This window comes from Alloyangia pacifica (assembly GCF_020524285.1).
In the GTDB taxonomy this organism is placed as follows: domain Bacteria; phylum Pseudomonadota; class Alphaproteobacteria; order Rhodobacterales; family Rhodobacteraceae; genus Salipiger; species Salipiger pacificus_B.
Genome location: NZ_JAIVKX010000015.1, coordinates 191,014 through 202,802, shown reverse-complemented (window position 1 = coordinate 202,802; position 11,789 = coordinate 191,014). Strand labels below are relative to the sequence as shown.

At 67.6% G+C, this 11,789-nt stretch carries 9 protein-coding genes and 1 pseudogene; 3 read left to right on the top strand and 7 right to left on the bottom strand.

The window, feature by feature from the left end; translation table 11 throughout:
• A partial coding sequence (locus LC039_RS19730; RefSeq protein ID WP_226627626.1) for a urate hydroxylase PuuD occupies nt 1-542 on the bottom strand: 542 nt, incomplete at its 3' end.
• A gap of 101 nt (nt 543-643) precedes the next feature.
• Between LC039_RS19730 and LC039_RS27075 the strand changes: the two are divergent.
• The 3 genes and pseudogenes from LC039_RS27075 to LC039_RS19720 all read left to right on the top strand — a co-directional run.
• Nucleotides 644-718: pseudogene (locus tag LC039_RS27075) on the top strand (helix-turn-helix domain-containing protein); the annotation flags it as partial.
• 402 nt (nt 719-1,120) lie between these two features.
• Nucleotides 1,121-2,584 carry an aldehyde dehydrogenase family protein gene (locus tag LC039_RS19725; protein ID WP_226627624.1) on the top strand — a complete coding sequence of 488 codons (1,464 nt, stop codon included), beginning with the start codon at nt 1,121-1,123 and terminating at the stop codon, nt 2,582-2,584.
• Between the two features lie 157 nt (nt 2,585-2,741).
• Nucleotides 2,742-4,418 (top strand): BCCT family transporter, encoded by a 1,677-nt coding sequence (locus tag LC039_RS19720; RefSeq protein ID WP_226627623.1) that lies wholly within the window; start codon nt 2,742-2,744, stop codon nt 4,416-4,418.
• Nucleotides 4,419-4,422: 4 nt separating this feature from the next.
• On the opposite strand, the gene LC039_RS19715 is transcribed toward LC039_RS19720, so the two are convergent.
• From LC039_RS19715 to LC039_RS19690, 6 genes are all read right to left on the bottom strand, one after another.
• Nucleotides 4,423-5,256 carry a 3-keto-5-aminohexanoate cleavage protein gene (locus tag LC039_RS19715; RefSeq protein ID WP_226627621.1) on the bottom strand — a complete coding sequence of 278 codons (834 nt, stop codon included), beginning with the start codon at nt 5,254-5,256 and terminating at the stop codon, nt 4,423-4,425.
• An 87-nt stretch (nt 5,257-5,343) separates the two neighbouring features.
• Complete coding sequence (locus LC039_RS19710) at nt 5,344-6,885, bottom strand: phospholipase D family protein (protein WP_226627620.1); 1,542 nt, start codon at nt 6,883-6,885, stop codon at nt 5,344-5,346.
• A gap of 197 nt (nt 6,886-7,082) precedes the next feature.
• Entirely contained in the window at nt 7,083-8,120 is a 1,038-nt protein-coding gene (locus LC039_RS19705) for a patatin-like phospholipase family protein (protein ID WP_226627618.1), read from the bottom strand.
• Between the two features lie 158 nt (nt 8,121-8,278).
• A complete protein-coding gene (locus LC039_RS19700) occupies nt 8,279-8,641 on the bottom strand; it encodes a GFA family protein (protein WP_226627616.1) in 363 nt (120 codons plus the stop codon).
• 83 nt (nt 8,642-8,724) lie between these two features.
• A complete protein-coding gene (locus tag LC039_RS19695) occupies nt 8,725-10,914 on the bottom strand; it encodes a pyrroloquinoline quinone-dependent dehydrogenase (RefSeq protein ID WP_226627614.1) in 2,190 nt (729 codons plus the stop codon).
• Nucleotides 10,911-11,252, bottom strand: coding sequence for a hypothetical protein (locus LC039_RS19690; RefSeq protein ID WP_226627613.1), 342 nt, complete (start codon nt 11,250-11,252; stop codon nt 10,911-10,913). The genes LC039_RS19695 and LC039_RS19690 overlap by 4 nt, the downstream gene beginning before the upstream one ends.
• Nucleotides 11,253-11,789: the final 537 nt, after the last annotated feature.

The window sequence follows — 11,789 nt, the reverse complement described above, 5'->3', positions numbered from 1 at the left end:
CCGAGGTGCAGCAGCGCGGCGCGGCCGGTGAAGACGTGGTTGTAGCCCCAGGACATCACCACCAGCATGCCGAAGAGCAGCACCATCAGCAGCGTCGGCGTCTCGCCGAGCTTCGACTTACACAGCCGGTCGTAGATCAGCCAGCCGATGGTCAGCGACAGCGCCGAGATCACGATGCCCGCGAAGAGCGAGATGTCGGCCTTGGTCGGGTCGATCAGGAAGAGCTCGCCGCCGGCCCAGTAGACGATCATCAGCAGCGCCGCGCCCGACAGCCAGGTGGCGTAGCTCTCCCATTTGAACCAGGTCAGGTGGTCGGGCATGGTCTCGGGCGCCACGAGGTACTTCTGGATGTGGTAGAAGCCGCCGCCGTGCACCTGCCATTCCTCGCCGTGCGCGCCGACCGGCAGGTGCGGCACCTTGCGCAGCCCGAGGTCGAGCGCGATGAAGTAGAAGGACGATCCGATCCAGGCGATCGCGGTGATCACGTGCAGCCAGCGCACGGCGAAGCCGAGCCAATCCCAGATGATGGCAAGATCATACATGCCCGTCTCTCCCTGATATGGTGTTTTGCGGCACCCTAGGCCGGGACCGATTATTCTGCTATCTCCGGGCCAAACCAAGCAGTTTCAAGATTTTCCAAAGAATGTCCTACCTCGACAATATCCGCACCTTCGTCCGTGTCTACGAGTTGGGCAGCATGTCCGCCGCAGGCCGCGATCCGGGATCGTCTGGGCCGGGCCCAGCACAGGCTTGACGAGGTGGCGCGGCGGGCCTGCCCGTCGCCCTAGCGCAGACCGCGGCGCGGCCCCGGGGCTCGGGCGGCGGGATTGCGTCGTCTCGCCTCGCAAGGGGCAGGCCCGCAAGTCGCGGCTTTTCAGGGATTTCGGGGCGATCAGCTTCGGGCGGACGTGGGAATGGAGCTGCCCGGAAATCGTGCCTTACGCCACGTGCCGCAGGCGGTGTCGGGCGCTGCGCGGGCGGCGGCACTGGCCAGGGCAAAAGCGCCTCGCTAAGACTTGCCCAAGAGCTCCGGTCGCAGGGGCGCCCCGAGACGGCGGAAGCGCCGCGCCCTCGGGGCCTTGCGCCGCATGATCCACGCACGACCAACACGAGGTGCCCCATGACCATCGCTTTCGATCCCGACCGGCTGCCGCTGCCCAACCAGCATTTCATCGGCGGAGAATATGTCTCGGGCGAGGGCGCGCTGGAGCTGCGCTCGCCCTCGACCGGAAAGCTGCTCGGGGCCATTCCCTGCGGCGACGCGGCGCTGGTCGATCGTGCGGTGGTGAGCGCCCGCAACGCGCTGGAAACCTCCGGCTGGGCCGGGCTGCAGCCGCGCGCCCGGCTGCGCGCACTCTACGCCTGGGCCGAGCTGATCGAGCGCGAGGCCGAGACGCTGGCCAAGCTCGAGGCGATCTGCTCGTCGCGCCCCTATGCCGCGGCGCTGGCCGGGGATGTCATGGTCACCGCCGAGCAGATCAAGTTCTTCGCCGAGTTCGCCGACAAGGAGGCAGGCACGCTGGTGCCCACCGCGGACAGCCAATTCGGCTTCATCTCGGATCATCCCTATGGCGTGATCGGCGCGATCACCCCGTGGAACTTCCCGATCTCCATGGCCGCCTGGAAGCTCGGTCCGGCGCTGTCGGCGGGCAACGCGGTGGTGCTGAAGCCTTCCGAGATGACGCCCTACACCACGCTCTACCTTGCCGAGCTGGCGGTGAAGGCGGGGATCCCGGCGGGGCTGATCAACGTGGTTCTGGGCGACGGGCCGACCACCGGCGCCGCGATCACCGGGCATCCGGGCATCGACAAGGTGTCCTTCACCGGCTCGACCCGCGCCGGGGCGGCAATCATGGAGAACATCGCGCGTTGCGGCATCAAGCCGATGACGCTGGAGCTGGGCGGCAAGAGCCCGATGGTGGTCTTTGCCGATGCCGATCTCGACGTGACCGCCGACGCGCTGGTCACCGGCATCATTCCCAACGCCGGGCAGTTCTGCGTCGCGGGCTCGCGGATGATCGTCGAGGCCAGCGTGGCGGATGAGCTGGCCGCCAAGCTCTCGGAGCGGTTTGCCAAGATCACCCCGTTGGAGACCCACAGCGCCGAGGCCGGTTTCTCGCCGATCATCTCGGAAAAGCAGCTGCAACGCATCGACAGCATCGTGCAGGCGGCGACTGGGCAGGGGGCCGAGCTGATCTGCGGTGGCGGGCGTTTCGAGCATGCGGGATCCTTCTACCGTCCGACGCTGATCGGCGGCGTGGACGAGACCAGCCCGGCGGTGCGCGAGGAGATCTTCGGCCCCGTGGCCACCTTCCAGACCTTCGAGACCGAGGCGCAGGCGATGCAACTTGCCAGCCATCCGACCTACGGGTTGGCGGCGGGTCTCTTCACCCGCGATCTGTCGCGTGCCCTGCGGCTGACGCGCGATCTCGAGGCCGGCACGGTCTGGGTCAACCGCTACGGCCGCACCCGCGACCACATCCTGCCGACCGGCGGCTGGAAGGCGAGCGGTCTCGGCAAGGATCTGGGGCGCGAGGCCTATCTCGCCAACCGCCGCACGAAGACGGTGCTGATCGACCTCTGACGCGGACAGAGCCACGGAAATGCCCCTCGCCGGTCGCGCTCGGGGCCGGCGTTTTCGCGTCCAATGCGCTGCCAGCGTGCAACTCACAGCGGAACCATCGTCGAGGTCATTGGTTCCGAAAGGGAGTTACACGCGAAAAACACATAGGTTTGAGCCCTTGGAACAGCTTGCCCGCCGCCTCGGACTGCGCACCGATCCGACGATCTTTTTCATTTCCGCCGCCTTCACGATCGTCTTCGTGCTGGCCCTCGTGATCTTTCCCGAAGCCATCGGCGACGCCTTTGCCGCAGGGCGTAGCTGGATCGTCACTAACCTCGGCTGGTTCTTCGTTCTGGGGGTCAACGTCTGGCTGGGCTTCCTGATCTGGGCCGCCATGTCGCGCCACGGGCACATCCGGCTGGGGCGCAAGGGGGAGCGACCGGTCTATTCCAACCTGTCGTGGTTCACCATGCTCTTCGCCGGCGGCATCGGCACGGTGCTGATGTTCTGGGGCGTGGCCGAGCCGATCAGCCATTTTTCCACCCCGCCGCTGCCGGGGGTCGAGCCCTACACCGAGGAGGCCGCCAAGGACGCGATCTCCATCGCGATCTACCACCTCGGGCTGCACACCTGGACGATCTTCACCCTGCCGGGGCTGGCATTTGCCTATTTCATCAACCGCTACGATCTGCCGGTACGGGTGAGCTCGGTGTTCTACCCGCTGCTGGGCGAGGGCATCCACGGCCCCGTCGGCAAGGCCATCGACATCGCCTCGATCCTCGGCACGCTCTTCGGCGTGGCGGTCTCGCTCGGCCTGGGCTCTAGCCAGATCGCCGCGGGTCTCGACGCGCTCTTCGGCACCGGCGACGGCGCCTTCGTGAAGGTGATGATCCTGACGGTGCTGACCCTCGTGGCCGTGGGCTCGATCGTCGCCGGGCTCGACAAGGGCGTGAAGATGCTCTCGAACCTCAATATCGGCATGGCCGTGGCGCTGATGATCTTCGTGCTGGTCTGCGGCTCGACGCTCTTCCTGCTGCGCGGCATCGTCGAGACCTTCGGGCTGTATTTCTCGAACCTGCCGCGTCTGGCCTTCTGGAACGACATGCTGGCGAACGAGAACCCGACCACCGACGGCTGGGGCTGGCAAGGGTCCTGGACCGTGTTCTACTGGGCCTGGACCGTGACCTGGTCGCCTTTCATCGGTCTTTTCGTGGCGCGTATCTCGCGCGGGCGCACGGTGCGCGAGTTCGTCTTCGGCGTGCTGCTGGCGCCGTCGCTCTTCACGCTGATCTGGTTCTCGATTTTCGGCTGGCAGGCGATGGATTTCGACGGGCTCGGCCTCGCCGCGCGTGAAGCGATGGGCGACAGCGCGGGCGAGATCAGTCGGGCGGTGGCCGACAGCGTGCCGCTGGCGATGTTCGCCTACTTCGAGCACTTCCCCTTCACCACCTTCATCCAGGGGTTCGCCGTGGTGATCGTGGCGATCTTCTTCGCCACCTCCTCGGACTCGGCCTCGCTGGTGGTGGACATGCTCTGCACCGGCAGCGCGACCCCGGGCCCGGTGCACCAGCGGGTGTTCTGGGGCGCCGCCGAAGGCGTCGTCGCGGCGATGCTGATCGTGCTTGCGGGGGATGCCGGGCTCACCGCGCTGCAGCAGGTGATCACCGTTGTCGGCCTGCCGATCTTCGTGCTGGTGAGCATGATGATCCCGGCGATCATCCGCGGCTTCGCCGCCGAGGACATCGAGCATATCAATATCGGCACGCGTCCCGACCTCGAGGAGTTCGGCCACGGCCCGGTCAGCGAGGAGAGCACCTCGGGCGGGCTGCGACCGGAACCGACCGCAGCCGAGTGAGTGCTCAGGCCGCGCGCAGCCCCAGCAGCGCGCGGGCCTCGGCGGGCGTGGCGATGCTGCGCCCGTGCCGCTGCGCGACCTCAACCGCCCGCGCGACCAGCGCGGCGTTCGATGGCGCCAGCGTCGACTTGTCGAGACGGATGTTGTCCTCGAGCCCGGTGCGCAGGTGCCCGCCCGCCGCGGCGGCCCATTCGTTGAGCTCCAGTTGGTGCCGTCCGATCCCGGCGGCGCACCAGGGGGCGTTCTCGCCGAACAGTACCTTCACCGTCTCGACGTAGTAGTCGAACACCCGCTTCACCGCGGGCATCGAGTTCTTCACCCCCATGACGAACTGCACGTAGGGGGTGCCGACCAGCTCGCCCCGGTCTGCCATCGCCTTGGCCTGGTAGATGTGCGACAGGTCAAAGGCCTCGATCTCGGGCTTCACGCCGTAGGTCTTCATTTCCGAGGCGAGCCATTCCACCAGATCCGGCGGGTTCTCGTAGACACGGGTCGGGAAGTTGTTCGAGCCCACCGAAAGCGAGGCCATGTCCGGTTTCAGCGGCAGCATGCCGCCGCGGGTCTTGCCCGCGCCCGAGCGACCACCGGTGGAGAGCTGCACGATCATCCCGGGGCAGTGCTGTTCGATGCCTTCTTTCAGCGCGGCGAAGCGCTCGGGATCCGAGGTCGGTTTGCCCTCGTCGTCGCGCACGTGGCAATGGGCGATGGTGGCCCCGGCCTCGAAGGCCTCCTGCGTCGACTCGACCTGCTCGGCGATGGTGATCGGCACGGCGGGGTTGTCCGCCTTGGTGGGCAGCGAGCCGGTGATGGCAACGCAGATGATGCAGGGCTGGGTCATGGCGGGGGGCTCCGTCGCTTCGTTGCGGTGCCGCAGCGGCACCTGCGGTGAGGATGTCGCAAGCCGCCGCCGGCCGCAACCGCGGGCTCAGAGCATCCATTCCACCGGCAGCCAGCCGATGACATGGGTGAGCGCGCGCGTCACCAGCCCGGCGTTGGGCTCTGCGCGGTAGATCATCGGCGGTCCGACCTGTGGCGTGTTGGTCCAGACGAGACTGCCGTCCTCGTCCAGCGTGACGTGATAAGCGTAGCTGGGGGCGTCCATCTGCTCGGACAGTCGCGCGGCGATCGACGGGCTGTCGATCAGGATTCCCATCTCGGTGTTGATCTGCGCCGAACGCGGATCGAGGTTGAACGAGCCGATGAAGGCGCGCTTGCCGTCGAGCCCGAAGACCTTGGCATGCAGCCCCGAAGCCGACCCCGCCAAGACCTCGGGCAGCGAGCGCTTTACCTGATCTTCGCGTTCGCCGCGCAGCTCGTAAACGGTCACTCCACCCTCGAGCAATGGCTTGCGGTAGCCCATGTAGGCGGCGTGCACGGGCATCACGTCGGTGGCCTCCAGCGCATTGGTCAGCACCCGCACCTGCGCGCCCGCCTGGGCGAGCGAGGTGAGTGCCTCCGTGCCGCGGTCGCCGGGGATGAAATAGGCGGAGACGAGATCGAGCTGGCTCTCGGTCTCGCTGACAAGCTCGAAGAGCCGCTCGACGATCTTGTTCTCAGCCGCGACGTTTCCCAGACCCTTGGCCGGGTCGTCGACGATCAGCTCGGCCGCGCCCCATTCGAGATCCAGCGTCCCGCCCTTCAGCCCCGAGACGAGGTGGCTCTCGGCCACCACTTCGAGATAGCCGTTGCCGACCGAGGAGCCGCGCGCCGCCTTGCCGGCCTCGGCCAGCGCGGCGGTGTCCACCGGCGCGAGAATCAGATCGGCGTCATAGGCAGAGCCGCTGTTCCAGTAGCGGTCGAAGGAGGCCGAGACCTCGCCGACGATCGGTCCCAGCGCCAGCGCGTCGACATCGAAATAATGCGTCCCCTCGCCGTATTCGAAGTAGATGTCGCCGATGTTGCGCCCGCCGACCACCGTGGCCATGCCATCCACGGTCATCGACTTGTTGTGCATGCGCCGGTTCAGCCGGGTGAAGTCGAAGAGGTAGGAGACCAGCTTGGGGTCGCGCAGGGTGAACGGGTTGAAGATCCGCACCTCGGCATTCGCCATGGCGTCGAGCTCGGCGAGCAGCGCGTCGAGGCCGGGGATGCCGTTGTCGTCCACCAGCAGCCGCACCTGCACGCCGCGTGCGGCGGCGGCGCGCAGCTCGTCGAGCAGGATCAGCCCGGTCGTGTCGTCCTGCCAGATGTAATATTGCGCGTCGATCGATTGCTGCGCCGCCCGCGCCAGCAGCACCCGCGCGGCAAAGGCGTCGCGCCCGTCGGTCAGCGGCAGCACCCCGCTCTGCCCGTCGTGGGCGGTGAGGATCGGGGCGATGATCCGGCCAAGCTCGCCCTCGGTGTCGGGCGGCAGATGATGCTGCGTTTCGGCGAAGTTGCGATCGGGCAGGGGGAAGATCAGCTTCATCCCGAAGACGAAGGTGACAAGGGCAAAGACAACGATAAGAAGGCCTTCGAGAAAACGCATCGGACGCACCCACATAATTCCGACCCCTCCGGCCGGGGTGTCCGCCGCGCACCTCTCACCTAACTGCCGGTCGTGCCCGACCGGCCTTCGTGCGCTGCCGTCTTCCCTTCCGTCGCGGGTCTTTGCCGTCGCTTGGGGCCAAGCCTAGCGCGAAGCGGGCGCCTGCGTCGAGCCTTACCTTCAGGGATCCCGGCGGCTCAGACCTGCAGCATCTCGTTCAGGTAGCGCTCCCTGAGTTTCGCCGTGCCGCGCTTTCCGAGGTGCTCGAAGTTCTCCTTCAGCCAGCGGCTGGCCGCCGCGCGCCCGGTCTCGTGGAGGTCGAGCAGCATTTCGAGGGTTGGATACATCTTGGTGTGGGGATCAAGATCCGAGAGCCTCGCCTCGTCGTGGATCTCGTGGAAGCGCAGGTCGTGCAGGTCGCGCAGCAGGTCCGAGCCGCTCTCGCCGTCGTGGGTCTTCATGTGCTCGACGAGCGCGTCCTGGATGATGGCGATGCCGCGCAGTTCTGTCAGCAGCGCCTGGTTGAAGACCATCTCGCTGACCCGCTCGGTGATCTCCTCGGGGGAGCGGGCGGTGAAGCTGCGGCTGGCCGGGTTGATGGTGACCAGCAGCAGGTCGGCCTGCGGGGTGAAACGCACCAGCGCGGCGATCGGCGGATTGGCGGCATAGCCGCCGTCCCAGTAGTCCACCCCGTCGATGGTCACCGGCGGAAAGCTCATCGGCAGGCAGGCCGAGGCGATGGCCACGTCGGGGCTGATTTCGTCGTTGCGGAAGATCCGCGCGCCGCCGCTGCGGGCATTGGTGGCGGAGACGAAGAGGCGGGGCGCATCGTCGCGCTTCAACGCGTCGAAATCCACCTGCTCGGCGATCAGCTCGCGCAGCGCCATCTGCGCCGTGCGGCCCTGCCAGGGCCGCGACGAGACGGTGACCTGCCCGCCGCTTATCACCTGCCACCAGGCGGCGGAGGCGGCGAAGAAGCCGGGGAAGGTCTCGAGCACGTGGAACACCGGAGTCGCCTCGCGCGCGGCGGCATTCACCGAGGTCCAGAACTGGCGGAGCGCCGCGCGCCCGCCCTCGCGCCCGCCGGTGGCGATGCCCGAGGCCACGATGATGGCATTCATCGCCCCGGCGCTGGCGCCCGAAAGCGCCCCGATTTCAATGCGTTCATCCTGCAGGAGCGCATCGAGGACGCCCCAGGTGAAGGCCCCGTGCGCGCCGCCGCCCTGCAGTGCCACGTCGAGGGTTATCTTTCTGGAATCATTGGGTTTTGAAGGAGTCATGGAAATGCAAAAAGCCTCCGGGGGAAGGGAGAAATTCTGCGGTGCAGCGTAACGCGGCGGGGGATTCGCATCCAGCGGGCGGATCCGGTGGTCGGCGACACCATGCCGAAGGCTCAGCGGGTGGGGCCGGGCGGCATGTCGCAGCGCCCGTCGTAGCGCCGCGATTTCAGGGTGAACACATCGATCCCCTCGATGCAGCGGGCGTTGACCGCGATCCGGTCGCCCCAGCCGGTGCGCAGCACGGCGACGCCGCATTCGGGGCAGAAGTGGTAGCCGCCATGGGCATCGCGCCAGAGGTAGGTGCTCAGCCGTATGCTTTCGGTCTTCAGTGTCACGGCCTCGAGAGGCAGAAGCCAGCGCAGAAAGCCGGTGCGGGCGCAGGTCGAGCAGTTGCACTCGAGGATATCATCGGGCTCGGCATGCACCTCGGCGCGGAAGCGGCCGCAATGGCAGGAGATCGCGTAGGGCTGGGGCATCGGGGCGCGTGTCCCTCGGGGTGTCGTCGCAGGATACGCCCCGCCCGGATGTGGCTCCGGGCGGGGCTTGGACGGGGCTTGGATCAGAGCGGCAGGCGGTAGACCGAGATCATGTCGCCCACCGAAGGCTTCAGGATCGAGTTGCCGCCGGAGATGAAGGCGATGTACTCGCGCCCGTCGTGCTCGTAGATCGCCGGGTTGGAGACCGAGGGCGCCTCGGTCAGGTCGCGCCACAGCTCCTCACCGCTCTGCAGGTCATAGGCGCGCACCATGCCGTCCATCGTGCCGCCGATGAAGATCAGCCCGCCGGCGGTGATCGCCGGGCCGCCGATGGTCGGCGAGCCCCAGGCCTCGGGCATGTAGAAGCCGTAGCGCTGCGACATGCCGAAGGGCTTGCGCCAGAGCTGCTCCCCGGTGGTCATGTCGAGCGCCATGATCTCGCCGAAGGGCGGCTCCCAACAGGGCATGCCCCAGCGGTTCATCGCACTCTGCAGCGACATGCCGTAGGGCGCGCCGGTCTGCGGGTGGAAGCCGCTCTCGCCGACGCCCGCCTCGCCATTGGCGGCCTCGTAGTCCTCGCGCGTCCAGAGCTTGATGTACTGCACGACATGGCTGAGGTTGACCACGGCGATCTGGTGCTCGGGGTCGTAGCCGACGCCGCCCCACTGTACCACGCCCGCCGAGTTCGGATAGGCGCCGGCGCCTTCGCCCTCGGTGGTCGGCGCGGTGTACATGCCGTCGTAGGTCAGCTTGCTCCAGAGCTCCGAGCATTCGCCGAAGGAGGCGAGATCGGCCAGTTTCCACACGTCCGGCAGGCGCGACTGGTCGAGCAGCGGCTTGGGCGTCGTGGGGAAGGGCTGGGTCGGGGCGTAGCGCTCGCCCTCGATGCTCCCTGCGGGGACGGGGCGCTCCTCGATCGGCCAGATGTCCTCGCCTGTCTCGCGGTTGACCACGAAGAGGAAGCCCATCTTGGTCGCTTGCATCAACGCCGGGATCTCCTCGCCGTTCACCGTGATGTCCATCAGGGTGGGGGCGGAGTTGATGTCATAGTCCCAGATGTCGTGATGCACCCATTGCCGCGACCAGATCACCTCGCCGGTGTCGACGTCGAGCGCGGTGGTCGAGGTGGCATAGGGGATGTCCTCGGTGCGGTTGCCGCCCCAGTAATTGGGCGAGGGCGAGGCCACGGGCAGGTAGACGATGCCGCGCTCCTCGTCGGCACTCATCGCGGTCCAGACGTTGGCGGTGCCGGTCTTTTCGCGGATCTCCTCGGGGATGGTGTCGAAGGTCCACTCAAGCTCGCCCGACTGCGCGTCGACCGAGAAGACCGAGCCCGGAGGCGCTTCGGCCCAGTCCCAGTCGTTGCCCGCCCAGCCGATGATCACATGGTCGCCGACGATGGTGGGAGGTTGCAGCAGCGACAGCGGCCAGCGGTCATTGACGGTGTTCCACTGGTTGACGTCGAGCACGCCGCCGTCTGCGAAATCCTCGCAGAGCGCGCCGGTGTCCGCGTCCATGGCAAAGAGCCGCGCGTCCATCGTGCCGAGGTAGACGATCTTCTGGCAGGCTTCGCCCTCGACGGGCTCGGCGGCTTCCCAATAGGCGACGCCGCGGTTCTTCAGCGCGGGCTGGGTCAGTGCCTCGAGGGTCGACTGGGTATCGTAGGACCAGACCTCTTCGCCGGTCGCGGGATCGAGCGCCAGTACCCGGTAGAAGGGCGTGCCGATGTAGAGCAGCCCGTTGGCGTAGATCGGCGTGGCGGACCAGACCGTGGCAGGCAGGTCGCCCGAACCGTCCGAGACATCGCCGGTCTCGACGCGCCAGGCCAGTTCCAGGTCGCCGACGTTCTCCGGGGTGATCTGCTCGAGCGGCGAGTATTTCGCGCCCGAGACCTGTCCGTGGAAGCTCGGCCAGCCGGTGCCGGGAGTGGGCACCTTGGCGTCCGACGAGGGCCGTGCGGCGGGCACCTCGACGGTGACCGTCTCTGCGTCGGGCTCGGGTTCGCTGTCATCCTGTGCCTCGGCCGCGGGGGCCTCGGCGGCCGGGGTCTCGGCGACCTCCGCCTCGGGACTCACTGCGTCGAGGTCGGGGCCTTCGCCGGTCGGGGTGTCCTCTTCCGTCGCGGTCGCGCCGGGCGGCGGCGTTTCGGGCGCGTCGGTTTTCGGTGCCGCGCTATCGGGCTGCGCCGGGGGTGTCGGCGTGTCGGCCTGCTGGGCAAATGCCGGGGCCGCGAGCAGGGCGAGCAAGGCGGTGCTGCGCAGTAGCTGGGTCATGCGAGGTCTCCTTCCGGGCCGGAGAGCGCTGCGCTCCAGCCGATGGCGCAGACCGCCAGCGCGGCCAGCATCACCCATTGGTGCAGCAGCGCGGTGGCAAGGGCGGTGAGCAGCAGCCCGACGGCGAGCAGCAGCATCAGGACGAAACGCAGGCCGCGGGCCCGCGCCCGCACCATCAGCGCCGCGCCGAGCAGCAGGCAGAGCGCGCCGAAGGCGGCGGCGAGAGGGCCCCAGACCCCGGTCACACCGGTCAGCGGGGCGAAATAGGCGTAAAGGCCGCAGCCGAGAGCGACCAGCGCCGAGACCATCATGACGGTCAGGCCGGTTCGATAGGACATGATCAATTCCCGTACAGTTTCGCGGCGGGTCGCGCTGCGGGGGCTCGCGACCGCGTCCTATCAAGGAGTAGGGCGCGTGCGCAGTCAGGCAAATTTTCGTGTCCAGGGTGTGAGCCCTGCCGGGATCTTTGGTCGCCCGTCCCGGCCGCAAGTCCCGGGCCGGGCGATCCATCAGGGGTCCGGCGTGACGGGCCGCTCCCGATAGGGCTGACGCGTCCGGCAAAACCTCGCCCATCGCGGTCAGGGCCGGGGCCCACGCTTGCGCAAGGTGAGGTGCTCATCTACCGTTACAGTTGTGGCGCCGGTGAGGTATTTGGGCCGGACCACCTGCTTTCGTTCAGATTATTCAAGCACGTCAGACGTTCAGATTTCCCCCGCGCCGCATATTTGGCGGCCCCTGTTTCGACCATTGAGACGCGTGCTCCGAGGCGGCTTCGTGACGGTCCCGCCAGAGCCTTCCCGTGCCTTCTCGTGCCCGGTCCAGGTCGATCCGAGATCGATCCGAGGCCGATCCACAACCAGTTCTCCCGGTTTCCC